The organism is Micromonospora cathayae (genome assembly GCF_028993575.1).
GTDB lineage: Bacteria > Actinomycetota > Actinomycetes > Mycobacteriales > Micromonosporaceae > Micromonospora > Micromonospora cathayae.
Window position 1 is genome coordinate 4,484,620 of record NZ_CP118615.1, and the last position, 18,876, is coordinate 4,503,495.

General features: G+C 75.6%; 12 protein-coding genes. 11 read left to right on the plus strand and 1 reads right to left on the minus strand.

Translation table 11 applies throughout. The annotated features are described in order from the left end of the window. The first annotated feature begins 16 nt into the window (after nucleotides 1-16). The 11 genes from kdpB (at nucleotide 17) to PVK37_RS20395 (ending at nucleotide 14,555) form a co-directional block, all read left to right on the plus strand. On the plus strand, nucleotides 17-2,215 hold the full coding sequence (gene kdpB, locus PVK37_RS20345; RefSeq protein WP_275029156.1) for a potassium-transporting ATPase subunit KdpB: 2,199 nt from the start codon (nucleotides 17-19) through the stop codon (nucleotides 2,213-2,215). Continuing rightward, a complete protein-coding gene (locus tag PVK37_RS20350) occupies nucleotides 2,215-3,111 on the plus strand; it encodes a potassium-transporting ATPase subunit C (protein WP_275029157.1) in 897 nt (298 codons plus the stop codon). The genes kdpB and PVK37_RS20350 overlap by 1 nt, the downstream gene beginning before the upstream one ends. 3 nt (nucleotides 3,112-3,114) lie before the next feature. Beyond that, nucleotides 3,115-5,667, plus strand: a complete 2,553-nt coding sequence (locus PVK37_RS20355; protein WP_275029158.1) for a DUF4118 domain-containing protein — start codon at nucleotides 3,115-3,117, stop codon at nucleotides 5,665-5,667. Continuing rightward, nucleotides 5,664-6,353 (plus strand): response regulator, encoded by a 690-nt coding sequence (locus tag PVK37_RS20360; protein ID WP_275029159.1) that lies wholly within the window; start codon nucleotides 5,664-5,666, stop codon nucleotides 6,351-6,353. Before PVK37_RS20355 ends, PVK37_RS20360 begins: the two co-directional genes overlap by 4 nt. A 111-nt stretch (nucleotides 6,354-6,464) precedes the next feature. Beyond that, complete coding sequence (locus tag PVK37_RS20365; protein ID WP_275029160.1) at nucleotides 6,465-7,496, plus strand: 3-oxoacyl-ACP synthase III family protein; 1,032 nt, start codon at nucleotides 6,465-6,467, stop codon at nucleotides 7,494-7,496. Continuing rightward, nucleotides 7,493-8,230 carry a glycosyltransferase family 2 protein gene (locus tag PVK37_RS20370; RefSeq protein WP_275029162.1) on the plus strand — a complete coding sequence of 246 codons (738 nt, stop codon included), beginning with the start codon at nucleotides 7,493-7,495 and terminating at the stop codon, nucleotides 8,228-8,230. The genes PVK37_RS20365 and PVK37_RS20370 overlap by 4 nt, the downstream gene beginning before the upstream one ends. A gap of 41 nt (nucleotides 8,231-8,271) precedes the next feature. Next, nucleotides 8,272-9,756: a class I adenylate-forming enzyme family protein gene (locus tag PVK37_RS20375; RefSeq protein WP_275029163.1), complete on the plus strand. Its 1,485-nt coding sequence runs from the start codon at nucleotides 8,272-8,274 to the stop codon at nucleotides 9,754-9,756. A 151-nt stretch (nucleotides 9,757-9,907) separates the two neighbouring features. Next, nucleotides 9,908-10,990: a cytochrome P450 family protein gene (locus PVK37_RS20380; protein WP_275029164.1), complete on the plus strand. Its 1,083-nt coding sequence runs from the start codon at nucleotides 9,908-9,910 to the stop codon at nucleotides 10,988-10,990. Next, the gene (locus tag PVK37_RS20385) at nucleotides 10,987-11,910 is read left to right on the plus strand and encodes an NAD-dependent epimerase/dehydratase family protein (protein WP_275029165.1); all 924 of its coding nucleotides are present in this window, start codon (nucleotides 10,987-10,989) and stop codon (nucleotides 11,908-11,910) included. Before PVK37_RS20380 ends, PVK37_RS20385 begins: the two co-directional genes overlap by 4 nt. 372 nt (nucleotides 11,911-12,282) lie before the next feature. After that, a complete protein-coding gene (locus PVK37_RS20390) occupies nucleotides 12,283-13,332 on the plus strand; it encodes a S1 family peptidase (protein WP_275029166.1) in 1,050 nt (349 codons plus the stop codon). Nucleotides 13,333-13,451: 119 nt separating this feature from the next. Next, nucleotides 13,452-14,555 carry an NYN domain-containing protein gene (locus PVK37_RS20395; RefSeq protein ID WP_275029167.1) on the plus strand — a complete coding sequence of 368 codons (1,104 nt, stop codon included), beginning with the start codon at nucleotides 13,452-13,454 and terminating at the stop codon, nucleotides 14,553-14,555. A 55-nt stretch (nucleotides 14,556-14,610) separates the two neighbouring features. Here the strand turns inward: PVK37_RS20395 and PVK37_RS20400 are convergent, their stop codons facing one another. Then, entirely contained in the window at nucleotides 14,611-18,870 is a 4,260-nt protein-coding gene (locus tag PVK37_RS20400; RefSeq protein WP_275029169.1) for an nSTAND1 domain-containing NTPase, read from the minus strand. Nucleotides 18,871-18,876: the final 6 nt, after the last annotated feature.

Genomic DNA, 18,876 nt, shown 5'->3' on the forward strand with positions numbered 1-18,876 from the left:
CATGGGAGCGAAGGACATGACCATCTCCACGCCGGCACCGCACACCACCACCGGTACCCCGGCCACCCGGGGGAACCCGCCGGGCGACGGCCGGCCCGACCCGGGCCGGTTGCGCGGCGCGCTCCCCGACGCGCTGCGCAAACTCGACCCGCGCACCCTGTGGCGCAACCCGGTCATGCTGATCGTCGAGATCGGCGCGGCCTTCACCACCGTCCTCGCGGTCGCCGACCCGTCGGTGTTCGCGTTCGCCGTCACCGGCTGGCTGTGGCTGACCGTCCTGTTCGCCACCTTCGCCGAGGCGGTCGCCGAGGGACGGGGCAAGGCGCAGGCGGCCTCCCTGCGGCGCGCGAAGCAGGACACCGTCGCCACCCGACTGGTGGGCTGGACCCCCGGCGCGGCGGCGGACACCCACCGGGAAGAGGCCGTTCCCGCGCCGGACCTCAGGCCGGGGGACATCGTGCTGGTCGAGGCCGGTGGCATCGTCCCGGGCGACGGCGACGTGGTCGAGGGCATCGCCAGCGTCGACGAGTCCGCCATCACCGGTGAGTCGGCCCCGGTCATCCGGGAGTCCGGCGGGGACCGCAGCGCGGTCACCGGCGGGACGCGGGTCCTGTCCGACCGGATCGTCGTCCGGATCACGCAGAAACCGGGGGAGAGCTTCATCGACCGGATGATCACACTGGTGGAGGGGGCGGACCGGCAGAAGACCCCGAACGAGATCGCGCTGAACATCCTGCTCGCCGCGCTCACCGTCGTCTTCCTGCTGTCCGTGGTCACCCTCCAGCCGCTGGTGATCTTCTCGAAGGGCTGGCAGGCCGCCGCCCCGGACACCGGCGCGGTCACCGACGCGGGCGTGACCGGGATCGTGCTGGTCTCGCTGCTGGTCTGCCTGATCCCGACCACCATCGGCGCGCTGCTGTCCGCGATCGGCATCGCCGGCATGGACCGCCTGGTGCGGCGCAACGTCCTCGCGACGAGCGGCCGGGCGGTCGAGGCCGCCGGTGACATCGACACCCTGCTGCTGGACAAGACCGGCACGATCACCCTGGGCAACCGGCAGGCCGTCGCGTTCCTCCCGGTCGACGGGGTAACCGTCGAGCAGCTCGCCGCCGCCGCTCACCTGTCCAGCCTCGCCGACGAGACCCCGGAGGGCCGTTCGGTGGTGCTGCTCGCCGGGACCGGCTTCGGGATCCCGGACCGCGAGCCGGGGCTGGTCCCGGACGCCACGTTCGTGCCGTTCACCGCGCAGACCCGGATGAGCGGCGTCGACCTCGGTGCTGCGGCCGGCACCGGTGCGGCGGCCGGACCCGGCGCGGCCCGCCGGGTCCGCAAGGGCGCGGCCGCCACGGTGACCAGGTGGGTCCGCGAACACGGCGGCGACCCCACCGGGCAGGTCGGGCAGATCGTCGACCGGATCAGCGACGTCGGCGGCACCCCGCTGGTGGTGGCCGAGCACATCGACGGCCAGCCGGCCCGCGTCCTCGGGGTCGTCCACCTCAAGGACGTGGTCAAGGCCGGCATCCGGGAACGCTTCGACGAGCTGCGCCGGATGGGCATCCGCACCGTGATGATCACCGGCGACAACCCACGTACCGCGCAGGCCATCGGCGAGGAGGCCGGGGTCGACGACGTCCTCGCCGAAGCCACCCCCGAGGACAAGCTCGCGCTGATCCGGCGGGAACAGGAGGGCGGCCGGCTGGTCGCGATGACCGGCGACGGCACCAACGACGCGCCCGCGCTCGCCCAGGCCGACGTCGGCGTCGCCATGAACACCGGCACCTCCGCCGCGAAGGAGGCCGGCAACATGGTCGACCTGGACTCCGACCCGACCAAGCTGATCGAGATCGTGGAGATCGGCAAGCAGTTGCTGATCACCAGGGGGGCGCTGACCACGTTCAGCATCGCCAACGACATCGCGAAGTACTTCGCGATCGTCCCGGCCATGTTCGCCGGCATTTACCCCGGCCTGGACACGCTGAACGTCATGCGGCTGGCCAGCGCCGAGTCGGCGATCCTCTCCGCGGTCGTCTTCAACGCGGTGGTCATCGTCGCCCTGATCCCGCTCGCCCTGCGGGGGGTGCGGTACCGGCCGGCGTCCGCGTCCCGGCTGCTGCGCCGCAACCTGCTGGTCTACGGTCTCGGCGGCATCGTGGTGCCGTTCGTCGGCATCAAACTCATCGACCTGCTCGTCCAGTTCGTCCCGGGGATCTCGTGATGCGCCCACCAAGCTGGCTCGGCCAACACCTGGCCGCCCTGCGTGCCCTGCTCGTCCTCACCGTGCTGCTCGGGGTCGGCTACCCGCTCACGCTGGTCGCGGTCGGCCGGCTCCCCGGGCTCGCCGACCGGGCGGACGGTTCGCTGGTCGAGGCCGACGGGCGGGTCGTCGGCAGCGCCCTGATCGGCCAGTCCTTCACCGACGCCGACGGCAACCCGGTCCCGCGCTACTTCCAGTCCCGCCCGTCGGCCGCCGGCTACGACCCGACCGCCACCGCCGCCGGCAACCTCGGCCCGGAGAGCGTGGTCGACACCCACACCGTCGACCCGGCCGGGTCGACGCCGAGCCTGCTCACCCAGGTCTGCGCGCGCAGCCTGGCGGTCGGGCGACTCGAGGGTGTCGACGGCCGCCGGCCGTACTGCACCCCCGACGGGGTCGGCGCGGTGCTGGCGGTGTTCCACCGCGACGGGTTCACCGGCCCGGTCACCCGGGTGGTCAGCGTCAACCAGGTCGCGCCCGCCACGCCGTTCCTCATCAGCTACCGGGGCGTACCGGTGGAACCCGCCACCCCCGGCGAGGACTACCGGGCGGCCGGCGGGGTGATCACCCCGGTCCGGGGCGACGCCCCCGCCGAACCCGCCGTACCCGCCGACGCGGTCACCGCCGGCGGCAGCGGCCTCGACCCGCACATCTCCCCGGCGTACGCCGAGATCCAGGTGGCCCGGGTGGCGCGTGAGCGCGGCGCGGACCCGGCGGCGGTACGGCGCCTGGTCGCCGCGCACACCAGCGGCCGGACGCTCGGCTTCCTGGGCGCGCCCCGGGTGGCCGTGCTACCCCTGAACCTGGCCCTGGACCGGGAGTTCCCGATCGGAGTGACCGGCCAGCGGGGAGGATGAGTCGTGGCCCGTGGTGAACTGCGCATCTACCTGGGCGCCGCGCCCGGCGTCGGCAAGACGTACGCGATGCTGGAGGAGGCCCGGCGGCGCGCCGCACGCGGCACCGACGTGGTGATCGGGCTGGTCGAGACGCACGGTCGTCGGCACACCGCGGCGATGGTCGGCGACCTGGAGGTGGTGCCCCGCCGGTCGGTCAGCCACCGTGGCGTCACCCTCACCGAGCTGGACCTGGACGCGGTGCTGGCCCGCCGCCCCGAGGTCGCCCTGGTCGACGAGCTGGCCCACACCAACGTCCCCGGCTCCCGCAACGCCAAGCGCTGGCAGGACGTCCAGGAACTCCTCGACGCCGGCATCTGCGTGCTGTCGACGGTGAACATCCAGCACCTGGAGTCGGTCAACGACGTGGTCGCCCGGATCACCGGCGCCAGCCAGCGGGAGACCGTGCCCGACCAGGTGGTCCGGGCGGCCGGGCAGATCGAGCTGGTGGACATGACCCCGGAGGCGCTGCGCCGCCGGATGGCGCACGGCAACATCTACCGGCCGGACCGGGTCGACGCCGCGCTGGGCAACTACTTCCGGGTCGGCAACCTCACCGCCCTGCGGGAACTCGCGCTGCGCTGGCTCGCCGACGAGGTCGACGACCAGCTCGGCGCGTACCGGGCGCAGCAGGGCATCTCCGAGACCTGGGAGGCCCGGGAACGGGTGGTGGTGGCGCTCACCGGCGGCCCGGAGGGGGAGACCCTGATCCGGCGGGCGGCCCGGATCGCCGCCCGGAGCAAGGGCGCCGACCTGCTCGCCGTGCACGTGGCCCGCCGCGACGGCCTGGCCGGGGCCGACCCGGCCCAGCTCGCCCGGCAGCGGGTGCTGACCGAGAGCCTCGGCGGCACGTACCACGAGGTCCTCGGCCCGGACGTGCCGACGGCGCTGCTCGACTTCGCCCGGGGCGTGAACGCCACCCAGCTCGTGCTGGGCGCGAGCCGACGCGGCCGGTTCGCGCAGCTGCTGTCCCGGGGGGTCGGGGTCACCACCACCGCCCGGTCCGGGCCGATCGACGTCCACCTGGTGACCCACCCGCAGGCCGAACGGGGCCGCCGGGCGGCGGGGATGCCGGCGGCGCTGTCGCGGCGGCGTCGGCTGCTCGGCTTCGGCCTGGCCGTCCTCGGCATGCCGCTGCTGACCCTGCTGCTGCGGGCGCTGCCCGACCTGACGCTCACCAACGACATCCTGCTCTTCCTGGCCGCCGTCGTGGGCGTCGCGCTGGTCGGTGGGCTGTGGCCGGCGCTGGTCGCCGCGCTCGGCGGATCGCTGCTGCTGAACTGGTTCTTCACCCCGCCGTACCGGACGCTCACCATCGCCGAGGCGGACAACCTGCTGGCCCTGGGGGTGTTCGTCGGGGTGGCCGTCGCGGTCAGCTGGGTGGTCGACGTGGCGGCCCGCCGGACCCGGGAGGCGGCCCGCGCCTCGGCCGACGCGCAGACCCTGGCCACCGTGGCCGGCAGCGTGCTCCGCGGCCAACGACCGCTGCCGGCGCTGCTGGACCGGCTGCGGGAGACCTTCGCGTTGCGCGCGGTCAGCGTCCTGGAATCCGTCGCCGACGCGCGCCAGCGACCCGACCGGGACCGGGAGCCGGACGCCTGGCGGGTGGTGGCGAGCGTCGGCGAGCAGCCGGCGGGCAGCCCCGGCGCGGGGGAGAGCGCGGTGCCGGTGGACGACCGGCTCACCGTGGTGCTGTCCGGCCGCCGGCTGGAGGCCGCCGACCGGCGCATCGTCGAGGCGTTCGCCGCCCAGGCCGCGGTGGCGCTGCGGCAGGAACGCCTCGCCGAGGAGGCCGCCACCGCCCGTCCGCTGGCCGAGGCGGACCGGATGCGGACCGCGCTGCTCGCCGCCGTCAGCCACGACCTGCGTACCCCGCTGGCGTCGGCGAAGGCCGCGGTGAGCAGCCTGCGCAGCCCGGACGTGGAGTTCGACGACGCCGACCGCGCCGAGCTGCTGGCCACCGCCGACGAGTCGCTGGACCGGCTCGGCCGGCTGGTGGCCAACCTGCTGGACATGAGCCGGTTGCAGGCCGGCGCGTTGGGGGTGACCCGGCGGGCCGTCGGCCTGGAGGACGTGGTGCCCCGGGCACTGGACGAGATCGGCCCGCCCGCCGCGCCGATCGCCACCGCGATCCCGGCCGACCTGCCCGCCGTGCTGGCCGACCCGGGACTGCTGGAACGGGTGCTGGTGAACGTCGTCGCCAACGCGCTGCGGTACAGCCCACCCGGGCAGCCGCCCACGATCACCGCGAGCGCGCACGCCGGGCAGGTGCAACTGCGGGTCATCGACACCGGGCCGGGCATCCCCGAGGACCAGTGGGAACACGTCTTCCTGCCGTTCCAGCGGCTCGGTGACCGGGACAACCGCAGCGGCGTCGGGCTCGGCCTCGCCCTGTCCCGGGGGCTGGCCGAGGCGATGGGTGGCAGCATCACCCCGGAGACCACCCCCGGCGGGGGACTGACCATGGTGCTGCGGCTGCCCGCCGCCGTACCGGGAGACGCGGAGGAGCCGCCGGAATGAGCCGCATCCTGGTCGTCGACGACGAACCGCAGATCCTGCGCGCGCTCCGGATCAACCTGCGGGTCCGGGGGTACGACGTGACGCTCGCCGAGACCGGCGCCGCCGCGCTCAAGGCGGCGGCCGGTCATCCCCCCGATCTCGTGGTGCTCGACCTGGGGCTGCCCGACCTGGACGGGGTGGAGGTCATCCGGGGCCTACGGGGCTGGACGTCGGTACCGATCATCGTGCTGTCCGGTCGGGCCGGCAGCGCGGACAAGGTCGCCGCGCTGGACGCGGGCGCCGACGACTACGTCACCAAACCGTTCGGGATCGACGAACTCCTGGCCCGGATCCGGGCGGTCACCCGCCGGCTCGGCACCCCGTCGACCGGTGGTGCCGCGACCGCCACCGCCCGGGTGGGCCGGCACACCGTCGACCTGGCCGACCGGACCGTCACCCGGGACGACGGCGACGAGGTCAAGCTGACCCCCACCCAGTGGGCGGTGCTCGACAAGCTGCTGCGCCACCCCGGCAAGCTGGTCACCCAACGTCAGCTGCTGCACGACGTGTGGGGGCCGGAGTACCAGCACGAGACCAACTACCTGCGGCAGTACATGGCGCAGTTGCGGCGCAAGCTGGAGGACGACCCGGCCCGCCCCCGGCACCTGATCACCGAACCCGGCATGGGGTACCGCTACCGCCCCTGACCGGACGATCCGGACGCCGATCCGGTGGCGTTGGGTGGCGGCCCGGCGACGGACCGAAGGTGAGCACCCCTACTCATTCGCCGCCCACCGGTTCTACGGCAAGCTGCACGCATGATCGACCCCTTGTCGCCGTCGTCCCCGGCCCGGACCCGGGTGGGCATCACCGCCGTCGGCGCCAGCCTGCCCGGCCAGGTGGTGTCCACCGACGCGCTGCAACAGCGGATCGCCGAGGCCAGCGGGATCGACCTGCCGGCCGGGCTGCTGTACCGGACCACCGGGATCGGGTCCCGCCGGGTCGCCGCCGACGGCGAGTACGCCTCCACCCTCGCGGTCCGGGCCGCCCGGCAGGCCCTCGCCGCCGCCGGCCGGGACCCCGAGGAGGTGGACCTGCTGCTGTTCGCCTCCGCCACCCGGGACGTCGCCGAGCCGGCCACCGCGCACATCGTCCAGGCCGAACTGGGCGGGCGGGCGCACGCCCTGGACGTCACGAACGCCTGCAACAGCTTCCTCAACGGCATCGACCTGGCCCGCGCCATGATCCTCGCCGGCCGGGTCCGGCGGGCCCTGGTGGTCACCGGGGAGACCCCCACCCGGGCGATGCGCTGGCAGCTCACCGGCCTCGACCAGGCCCGGACCGCGCTCGCCGGCTACACGTTCGGCGACGCCGGGGCGGCGGTGCTGGTGGAACCGGTGCCGGCCGGCGGCATCCTGGACGTCGACACCGAGACCTGGTCCGAACACTGGACGGTCGGCGGCATCCCCGGCGGCGGCTCCCGGCACCCGCGCGGCGACGAGCACACCTACTTCACCGGCGACGGCCGGGCGCTGCGGGACGTCTTCGAGAAGATCGGCACCGACATCCTGCACCGGGTCCGGCACCGCACCGGGCTGGACTGGGCCGACTACGCCCGGGTGCTGGTGCACCAGGTGACCCTGCCCTACCTGGACCGGTTCGTCGAGGTCACCGGCGTACCCCGGGACAAACTGGAGGTCAGCGTCACCGACCTCGGGAACCTGGCCAGCGCCACCCTCGGCGTGCAGCTCGCCCGCGCCGACGCCGGGCTGCGCCCCGGCGACCGGGTGCTGTTCGTCGGCCTCGGCGGCGGCGTCAGCCTGATGACCATGGTCTGGGAGAAGTCGTGACCGCGCTGTGGGTGGTGGTGCCCGCCTTCGACGAGGCCGAGCGGATCGGGGCCACCCTGGACGCGCTGGCCGCCCAGACCGACCGGGACTTCACCCTGCTGGTGGTGGACAACGCCTCCACCGACGGCACCGCCGAGGTGGCCCGCCGGTTCGCCGCCCGGTCCCCGGTGCCGACCCTGGTGATCGAGGAACGATGCAAGGGCGTCGGCGCGGCCGTGGACACCGGCTTCCGGTACGCCATCGCGCGCGGGGCCACCCTGCTGGCCCGTACCGACGCCGACTGCCTGCCCCGACCCGGCTGGGTGGCCGCCGCCCGGCGCACCCTCACCGGCGGGGCGGACATGGCGTGCGGCCGGATCGTGGCCCGCCGCGACGAGCACGGCCCGCTCGGCCGGGCCGGGTTCCGTTGCCTGGTCACCGTCGCCGCCACCTTCGGGCGGCTGCGTCCCGCCCACCGGGAACCCGGCTACCGGGCCCCGTACCGGATGCACGCCGGCAACAACATGGCGATCACCGCCGGGACGTACCTGGCCGTCGGTGGGATGCCGCGCCGGCCGTCGCCGACCGACCGGGAGTTCCTCAACCGGGTACGCCGGCACACCGCCGGCATCGTGCACGAGCGGACCATGGTGGTGGAGAACTCGACCCGGCGGCTGCGGGCGTACGGGCTGCGTCGCACCGCCGCCTGGTACCTGGACCGGGGCAGCGGCCGGCTCTCCCCGGACCCGCGCTGACCGGCTGATCAGGAGAATCCGCGCCCCTTTCAGGAGAGTCCGTGTTCGACGAACTGGCCGCCGCGCTGCGCCGGCACCCGGAGCGGCCGGCCGTGCTGACCGCCGGGGTGTCCGGCCGGCCCCGGGTCGCCGCCACCCGGGGTGAACTGGCCGACCTCGCCGACGGGTACGCCGCCGCCCTGCACCGGCACGGGCTGGTCGCCGGGGACACCCTGGGGGTGGCGGTGCGGCCCGGCCCCCGGGCGCTGTCGGTGCTGCTGGCCGCCTACCGGCTCGGCCTGCGGGTGGCGGTGCTCGACCCCAGCGCCGGCCCGGACGTGCTCACCGCCCGGCTGGCCCTGGCCCGGCCCGCCCTGGTGGTCGCGGACGCGGCGGCGCAGGCGGTCGCCGGCTGGGCGCGTCCGCTGGCCGGCCGGGCCAGCCTGGCCCTGCCCCGGCTGGCCGACCTCGGCCCGGTGCGGACCGTCGGCCGTCGGCTGCCCGGCTGCGCCCCGGCGCTGCCCCGCCGGTCCGGTCCGGCCCCGGACCGGGGCGGCCCGGACGGCGACGCGGTGATCATCTTCACCTCCGGCACGACCAGCCGGCCCCGGGCGGTGGTGCACCGGCGGCACGGCCTGGACGCCGGGCTGCGGGCCGTCGCCGACCTGGTCCGCCCCCGCCCCGACCAGCCGGTGCTCGGCGGCACGTTCTTCGTGCTGGTGCCCGCCCTGACCAGCGGGGCACCGGTCGCCCTGCCGGCCCGCCGGCCCCGGGTGCTGGCCCGGCAGGTGGCCCGGCTGCGCCCGCAGGCCAGCTACCTCACCCCACCCCAGTTGCGGGCGCTGCTGGCGCAGCGTCCCCGGCTCACCGGCCGGTTCTACAGTGGCTCCGCGCCGGTGAGCGCCGCCCTGCTCGACCGGGTCCGGCGGGCCGGCGCGGAGCAGGCGTGGGGGGTGTACGCGCTCACCGAACTCTTCCCCGCCGCCGCCGTCGAGGCCACCGAGAAGGCCGCCCACACCGGCGACGGCGACCTGGTCGGGGCACCGCTGCCGGGGGTGACGACCCGGACCGGCCCGGACGGGCGGCTGCTGCTGCGCGGCCCGGGGCAGGCGCACCGGTACCTGGGCGAGGAACCGTACGACTGGGTGGACACCGGTGACGTGGCCCGGCTGGCCGGCGACCGGATCGTGCTCGCCGGCCGGAGCAAGGACATGATCCTGCGCGGCGCGGAGAACATCTACCCCGGGCTGTACGAACCGGCGCTGCACGTGCCGGGCGTCAACCTGGCGGTGCTGGTCGGCGTACCGGCCGACGACGGTGACGAACGGCTGGTCGCGGTGGTCGAACCGGAACCGGGCGCCGACCCGGCCCGGCTCCGCCGGACCCTCGACCCGGTGCTGGCCCGGATGGGCGCGGCCCGCCCCGACGGGCTGGTCTTCGCGGCCGTACCGACCAGCGGACGGTCCCGCAAACCGGACCGGCGGGCCGCCGCCGCGCTGGCCGCCGCCCGTACCACCGGCACCCCGACCGGCGGACGCCGTGGCTGAGCCGCCGCCCCGGGTGGGGAGCACCGGGCCGGCGTCGGCCGCCCGGACGGCCGACGCCACGGCTGAGCCGGCACCCCGGGCGGGGAACGCCGTGCCGGCGTCGGCTCCGGCCGGGTCGACGCGCGGCCGGGGCCGACGCCGGGACCGCCGGGTGTACCTGCGCCGGTACCCGGTGCTGTTCACCCTGCTCGCCGCCACCCGCCGCTGGCCGACGCTTCGACTCGGCCGGACCGTGCTGGTGCACGACCCGGACGCCTACCTGGACGCGTTGACCCGGATTCCGCTGGACCGGCTGGCCGCCGGCACCGTCGGCGGCACCGCCCACCGGCTCGGCACCGACGGGCTGCTGTTCGACCAGGAGGGGCCGGTGCACCGGCAGGCCCGCCGGGCGCTCGCCGACGGGCTGGGCCCGACCGGGGTGCGGCGGGTCCGTCCGGTCTGGACCGAGCTGCTGCGGCGCCGGCTGGCCCCGCTCGCCGACGGCGGGTCGGTGGACCTGGTCCCGGTGGTGGCCGAACTGGCCGGGGCGACCACGGCGGCCCTGCTCGGGGTGACCGCCGAGCCGACCGCGCTGGCCGCCGCCGCCCGCCGGGTCGCCGCCACGGCCGCCGCCGAACAACTTCCCGGCCCGCGCCCGCCCGGCCGCGCGCGGGCCGCCCGGACCGCGGTGGCCGACCTCGCCGCCCTGTTGGACGTGCCGCCGGACCGGCTCGGCCTGGCCGGCATGCTGACCGTCGCCGCCGTCAACACCACCGTCGCCGGCATCCCCCGGGCGGTGGCCTGGTGCGCCGACGACCGGCTGTGGGACCGGGCCGGGTCGCCCGACAGCCGGGACGTGCTGGTCGACGAACTGCTGCGGGTGACCGCGCCCAGCCCGGTGCTGCCCCGGGTGGCCGGGGCGGCCGTCCCCACGACGGCGCGCCTCGGCCAGCGCGCCGGGACCGCCGCCGGCTGCCCGGTCCGGTCCGGGGACCGGCTGCTGCTGGTCGCCCGGCACGCCGCCGGGGCCCACCACGGCGACCCGGACTGCGCCGCGCCCGCGCCGGCCCGTACCGCCCGGCTGGTCTTCGGGGCCGGCGCGCACGCCTGCCCGGGAGCCCGGCTGGCCCGCGCCCAGCTCGCCGACACCCTCGCCGCGCTGGCCCCGTACCGGCCGGTGGTGGTGTCGGCCCGCGCCGACGGGCGGGCCGCGCTGCCCGGCTGGGCGCGCCTGGTGATCAGGGCCGGGGCGTGAACCTGACCGGGGTCCGGGTGGCGGTCACCGGGGCGAGCGGGTTCTGTGGCGCCGCCGTGGCCCGGACCGCGGCCGACGCCGGGGCCGAGGTGGTCTGCCTGGGCCGCCGCCGGGGGCCGGTCGGCCGGCACGTGCCGTGGGACGCCACCGTCGGGCCGCCCGACCTGGCCGACGCCGACCTGGTGATCCACCTCGCCGCGGCGGTCGGCGACCCGGCTCCCGGCCGGGCGGCCGAGCGCGCCTACCGGGCGGTCAACGTGGACGGCACCGCCCGACTGCTCGACGCGTCCGGGGACCGGCCGCTGGTCTGGGTGAGCAGCGCCAGCGTGTACCGGCCCGGGGGAGCGGGCCCGGTCACCGAGGAGCATCCGGTCGACGGGCAGCTGTCGGCGTACGGGCGGACCAAGGCCGCCGGGGAACGACTGGCCCTGGCGGCCGGGGCCGTGGTGCTGCGCCCCCGGGCGGTGTACGGGCCGGGCGACCCGCACCTGCTGCCCCGGCTGCTCGCCGCCCGGCGGGGCCGCTGGCTGCCGGTGCCCGGCCCGGACACCCGGCTGAGCCTCACCGCGGTGGAGAACCTGGCGGACGCCTGCCTGGCAGCGACCGGCTGGCCGGCGGGGGCGTACAACATCGCCGACGACCTGCCGTACTCGCGGGACGCGGTGCTGCGGGCGGTGCTGGCCGCGTCGGGGATCCCGGCCCGGCTGGTGCACCTGCCGGTCCGGTCGGCGATGGTCGCCGCGGACGCGGCCACCGGCTGGTCGCGGTTGAGCCGTCGCCCGCCCCGGCTGACCCGGTACGCCGTCGAGCAGCTCGCCCGGGGCATGGTGCTCGACCTCGGCCGGGCCCGCGCGCAGGGCTACCGGCCCCGCCGGAAGCTCGCCGACCACCTGGCCCGGATCGGCTCCGGCCGGGGCTGACCCGGTGCCGCCGGCCGTCGCCCCGGACCGCCGGGAACGCCGGATCGGGCGCTAAACCTGTCAATTTTCCGGTCGCCGATGGTGTCCCGGATGGTGGTCGGCGGGGTGGCCGCCGGCGGCCGGGGAGCCGTCGGGAGACTTCCGTTGACCTGCGAAGAATCCGCGAATCGCCACCAATCGTCCGACATGCCGCCGGTCGGGCCGACGGGGCTCAAGTGCTGAGATGTGGCGGAGCGTAACCAACTGTGACTCTTGCCATGAATATGAGACCTATGAATACTTCGACACACCCGTTCGGTGGAGCCTCACCGGCCGAACGGGTGTCCGGGGCCACCTGACCGGTGGCCCGCCCTCGCTCATGGAGGTGAGTACATGCGTCTCTCCGGGTCCCCGCTGCGCCACGCCACCGTCACCGCGGTGGCCGGCGTGCTGGTCATCGGCACCATGACCAGCCCCGCCCAGGCCGCACCCGCGACAGTCGCCTCCCCCGACCAGGCCACCGCGCTCGCCGCCGCACTCGGCGACCGCTCCGCCGGGGCGTACGCCCAGGCCGACGGCACCATGGTCGTCACCGTGACCGACGACGCCGCCGCCAAGAAGGTCCGCGCGGCCGGCGCCACACCCAGGACCGTCACCCGGGGCGCGGACGAGTTGGCCCGCGCCACCGCAGCCCTGGACAGCTCCGCGAAGATCCCCGGCACCGCGTGGTGGACCGACCCGGCCACCAACCAGGTCGTCGTCTCCGTCGACAGCACCGTCACCGGCGCGAAGCTCCAGCGCGTCGAGGCGGTCGCCGACCGGCTCGGCGGCACCATCCGCATCGAACGCGAGTCCGGGGTGCTCGGCACCCGGATCGCCGGCGGCGAGGCCATCTGGGCCGAGGGCGGCGGACGCTGCTCGGCCGGCTTCAACGTCCGCAACGCCAGTGGCTCCTACTTCCTCACCGCCGGGCACTGCACCGACATCGCCGCCAACTGGTACGCCGACTCCGGGCAGAGCTCCCTGCTCGGCTCCGGCGGCACCGGCAGCTTCCCCGGCGACGACTACGGCATCGTGCAGCACACCGACGCCGGAGCCGCCGACGGCAGCGTCTACCTCTACGACGGCACCACCCGGGACATCACCGCCGCCGCCGACGCGTACGTCGGTCAGTCGGTGGAGCGCTCCGGCAGCACCACCGGCCTGCACAGCGGCACCGTCGAGGCGGTCGACGCCACGGTGAACTACGCCGAGGGGTCGGTCAGCGGCCTGATCCGTACCACGGTCTGCGCCGAGCCGGGCGACAGCGGCGGCGCGCTGGTCAGCGGCAGCACCGCGCTGGGCCTGACCTCCGGCGGCAGCGGCAACTGCTCCTCCGGCGGCACCACGTACTTCCAGCCGGTCACCGAGGCGCTCAGCGTCTACGGCGTAGAGATCATCTGATCGTCCCACCACCACCCCCAGCGATGGCCGTCACCCCCAGGTGGCGGCCATCGCCGTGTCCGACGGTGGACGTCGGCCCGGCTACCGGCGTCGCGCCGACGGGCGCGTAGGGTGGTCGCGTGGAGCAGGAAGACCGGATCGCCCTTTTCCTCGACTACGAGAACCTCGCGCTGGGGGCCCGCGACCACCACGGCGGCAAGGCGTTCGACTTCCGGCCCATCGCCGACGCGCTCGCCGAGCGCGGCCGGGTGGTGGTGCGCCGGGCGTACGCCGACTGGTCGTACTTCGACGAGGACCGCCGGATGCTCACCCGCTCCCACGTGGAACTCATCGAGATCCCGCAGCGGATGGGCGCGTCCCGGAAGAACGCCGCCGACATCAAGATGGCCGTCGACGCGGTCGAGCTGGCCTTCGAACGCGGCTACATCTCGACGTTCGTGATCTGCACCGGCGACAGCGACTTCACCCCGCTCGTCCACAAGCTCCGCGAACTCAACAAGCGGGTCATCGGCGTCGGGGTGGAGAAGTCCACCTCGGCCCTGCTCCCGCCGGCCTGCGACGAGTTCCTCTACTACGACCGCCTCGAAGGGGTCGACATCCCGCCGGTCCGGGAACGGCGCGCCCGGCCGACCCGGCAGCCCAGCCCGGAGCCGCAGCCGGTGGAGCGGGCCACACCGTCCACCGAACCCGACGTCGAGACCGCCCCGGCGGGGGAGGAGCCGGCCCGGGACGTCGACACCCTCGCCGTGCTGGTCGCCCAGACCGTGGCCGGACTCCAGGGCAGCTCCAGCGGCGAGGTGACCGCCTCCACGTTGAAGCGCACCCTGCTGCGCAAGGACCCCACCTTCAGCGAGTCCGACTACGGGTTCCGTACCTTCGGCGAGCTGCTGCGGCACCTCGCCGCGCACAACGTCGTCGAGCTGGCCGAAGGGCCGGCCAAGGGCGACCCGGAGGTGTCCCTGCCCGAACACGGCGACCGGGAGGTGGCCTTCGGGCTGCTCCGCTCGGTGGTCCACGACCTGGCCGGTGACGACGGCACGGTGGCGCTGTCCGGGCTGAAGAACCAGCTCCGCCGGGCCCGCCCCGACTTCAGCGAGAAGAAGCTCGGCTACCGTAGCTTCCTCCAGTTCTGCCGGGCCGCCGCCACCGGCGGCGCGGTCGACCTGCGGTGGAGCCCGGACGCCGAGGACTACCTGCTCACCACCCGGACACCGCCCGGCTGACCTGATCCCGCACCCACCCCGCCGCCCACCTCGACCGCACCCACCGGCGACCCCGTCACGGGCAGGGCTTTCCGGTGGTGCCGCTGTGCCGCCCGATCACCTCCCGCTCGTCCGGGGTGTACGGTCGGTCGCTCAACCCGCACAGCCGCCTCATCCACTGCTCCGGGTCCAGCGGCAACGTACGGACCTGGGAGCCCTGGACGCTCGACAGGGTGCCGCCGGTCAACGACCACAGCGGCGCGTTCTCCGTCGACGCGACGGGCAGCGCCGCCAACAGCTTGCCGGTCCGTTCGTCCCACAGCTTGGCCCCGGGCGCGCCGGCGGAGCCCACCGTGACCAGCCCGCTGTCCCCGGTGAAGCCGAGCATGCTGTCGACCGGACCGGTGGGGATGATGCCGCCCCGGCTCCGGCCGCTGTCGACGTCCCACACCGTCACGTCGCCGTTGGACGACTGCACGGCCATCCGCGTGCCCTCCGGGTGGAACACCACCGCCCCCTGGTTGCGGGCGGCGCTCACCTCGAGCCGGACGACGACGTCGCGCCGGGGAACGCTCCACACCTCGACGTCCCCGCTGGGCTGCACGACGGCGACCTCGCCGGCCCGGCCGGGCCTCGGCTGCCGGCCGAGGTAGGCCAGCACGGCGGACCGGGCCAGCCCGTCGACGTCGGCCCGGACCGGCAGCGGCTCGTCGACCCGCGTGCCCGAGGCCACGTCCCACCGGGTGAGGACCCCCGCGTGCAGCACGACCACCCGACCGTCGGTGTCGAACAACACCGAGCTGGACCAGTCGTCGGCGCCGAAGGGCGGTGGTGGCGTACCGATGTCCGGCGGCACCGGGAGGGCGAGCCGGTGCGTGACCGCCAGACCGGGCAGGGCGTAGACCACCAGGGAACCGCTGTGCACCGCCGCGAGCCGGGTGCCGTCCGGGGAGAACGCCACCCACAGGCCGTTGTACATGACCTTGACGATGTCGGGGGGAGGCGGCGCGGAGGCACTGCCGAGCCGTTTCCGGGTCGCCACGTCGGTCAGCTCGATCCGGCCGCTCTCGCCGTCGACGGTCAGTTCGTACCGGCCGCGCGGGCCGGTCACCCGGACCGAACCCGGCGCGGCTGGCCGGGCCGGCCCGGAAGCCGCGAACGGGTCGGCCGCGCGGAGCCGGTAGCCCAGGTTCTTCCCACCCAGCAGGGTCACCGGACGGCCGTCGGGGCCGGACACGGCCACGGTCAGCCCGACCGATCCGGGCACCACCGGGCTGACCGGTGGCGCGGCGACCCGGTACACCCGGCCGGAGCGGAGGTCCACGATGGTCAGGTCCGTGTTGACGGCGTCGTCCGCGTGGCCCGCGAAGACCGCGTAGTCCGTGCCGACGTCCGCGTCCAGATAGGCCGAACACCGGACGCCCGGTGACACCGCCACCACCTCCCGGCCGGTCGCGGTGTCCAGCACCCGGAGCCGGTCGTCGTCGCACCGGGTGACCGCCGCACCGTACCGGACGATCGCGTCGCCCACCCCACCATCGACCGGGAAGGACCGCAGCCGCCGACCGGTCCGTAGGTCGTACAGGTGCGTCGGGCCGACGTGGGAGGAGACCACGAGGGTGCCCGGATCGGGGCCGAAGGAGACCTGTCCGGGGCGTTCACCGGCACCGATCGGGTTGACGATGGCGACCGGGGTTCCGCTGGCGGTGTCCCAGACCCGCAGGACCGAAGAATCACCGCTCGGCAGGGCCCAGCGCACCATGACCCGGCTGCCGTCGGCCGCGAAGCTCACCGAGGCGACCGTGAACTGGACGGCGGGATCCGGGTCCAGGGGCGTGTCGGCGAGGACCACCGGCCCACTGGTCCGTTCGACGTCCCAGAGCAGCACGCTGCCCCGGGCGTTGGCGTAGGCCAGGGTCCCGCCGGAGGGGCTCAGCGTCCAGGTGCCGCCGATGTCGGTGCGGCCCCCGGAGGGCAGGAACACCTCCCGGGGGTGGGGGCCGGCCATCCCGGTCCACACCGCCGGCCGGCCGGTCGCGTTCTCGAAGACCACCACGTCGCCGTCCCGGCTGGTCGCGATCCGCCGCAGGTCGCCGTCCCAGCTGTCCTGGTACACCGCGTCGACCGACTGGGTGGCCGCGTACCAGGAGAACAGCGCCCCGTACGCCTCGGCGGACCGGTCGTGGTGCCAGGCGGCCTGGGCCAGTTGCAGCGACATCCGCGGATCGACCTGCCGGGTCCGGTTGGCGTCGTCGGCCAGGGCCCGGGAAGCGGCGGTGCGCAGCCGGGCGTCGGCCTGCGCGGTCTGCCGGGCGGCGACCACCGCCAGCCCGGTCGCGGCCAGCGCCAGCACCGAGATCACCGCCACCACCGTCCACAGCACCCGGATCCGGCGCTGCTCCCGCGCCCGGCTCGACCGGAGGTAGGCGTGCTCGGCCGGGCTGATACCGGCCGGATGCTCGCGCCGCCACCGTTCGGCGGTCGCCAACGGCACACCGCGCAGCAGGCCGCCGGGGTCCCGGCCGTCGGCCTCCCACCGGGCCAGGTCGGCCCGCAGCTCCTCCTGCCAGGTACGGAAGTCGCGTTCCTCGGTCAGCCAGCCGTGCAACTCCGGCCAGTGGGCGATCAACGCCTGGTGGGCGAGGTCGGCGACCTCGGTGCCGTCGGTGCCCCGACCGACCACGACGAGCCGGCTGGCCACCAGCCGGGCCAGCACCTCACCCGACTCGTCCCCGAGGTGGGCCAGCCGGACCGGCCGGCGCAGGAAACCCCCGTCGGCCTCCGGTCGGGCCAACTGGACCAGGAGGCGGCGGGCCTCCGGTCGCCGCTCGGGCGGCAGGTGCCGGTACACGTCCTCGGCGTACCGGGCCAGCGCGCCGGACACGCCGCCGATCTCCTCGTACGCCCGGTGGGTGAGCGTGCCGGCGGTACGGCGTTCCCAGAGCCGGGCCAGGGTGAACTCGACCAGCGGCAGGTGACCGGGCGCGGTGCCGGCGTCGTCCAGGATCCGCTCGACCAGGCCGCTCTCGAAGTCGACGTCGGCGGCGGTGACCGCGGCCCGCAACTGTTCCCGGCTCATCGGGGGGACGAACACCACCCCGTCGGTGGCCTCGGCCGCTGTGTCGTCGGTGACCAGGGCGTCCAGAGTGCCGGACCGCATGGTCAGCGCGACCAGGATCCCCGGCCCGCCGGTGGGCCGGCGCGGGGTCGCCCGGACCAGCCGGTGCAGCAGCCGCCACAGCTCCCGGGCGTCGTCGGTGGGGAGTTCCTCGAACTGGTCCCCGAAGATCAGCAGCCCGCCGTCACCGGCCCGGTCGGCCAGCCGTCCGGCCAGCCACGGCAGGGTGTCGGTGACCGACGTGTCGAGCCGGTCGGCCAACGCCGTCGCCTCGTCGTGCCGGCGCAGCTCGCCGAGGTCCGGTTCGAGTACGCCGATGACGGCCCCGGCCAGCAACGCGGCGGGCCGGACCCCGGGCAGCGGCCGGAAGCCGGCGACCAGGGTGCCGCGTTCGCGTAGCCGGGGGATCAGTCCGGCGTAGACCAGGGACGACTTTCCGCTGCCGGACGGGCCGGCGAGGGTCAGCAGCGGGTGCTGCCGTACCTGTGCCAGCATCCGCTCGACCAGCGCCTCCCGACCACGGAAGTGGGTGGCGTGCTCCTCGAGGAAGGGCGCGAGTCCACGGTACGGGCAGGTCTCCGCCGGGTCGGGGGCGGCGATCTCCGGGTGGGCGTCGACGAGGGCCTGGGTCGGGATGAGGTACGACGTGGTGGTGTGGGCGGACCGTTCGGCGGCGACGACCATGCCGACCACCCCGCCGGAGGTCGGGCTCCACACCGGAGCGCCGCTGAACCCGGGGCCGATGGCCCGGCGGTGCGGCGGGGACTCCAGTTGCAGCCAGCCGGCCCCCTGCCGGGCGCGCAGTTCGGCCTCCACCCACACACCGAAGCCCTCCGGCAGGTCGGCGGGGAAGCCGAAGACCCGTACCTCGTCGCCCCAGGCCGGTTCGGTGCGGGTCAACCGGGCCGGTCGGGCGTCGGGTGGTGCCGGCCGGTCGAGCCGCAGGACGGCGCTGTCCCCGCTGCCGTCGGCCCGGCGCGGTTGCCAGCCGACCACCACGGCCCGCCGGCCGGCCCCGGTGTCGTCGTCCAGCAGCGGGAACTCGGCGGTCAGCGCGCCGGCCGGGGGTTCCGGGCCGGGGTGGCCGAGGGCGGCGGCGACCACGTGGGCGCAGGTGACGACGAGGTCGGCGGCGACCAGGAAGGCGGTACCGACCACCCGGCCGGACGGTCCCCGCAGCCGGACGAGCGCGGACGCCGGCACCGATCCATCGATCATGTCGCT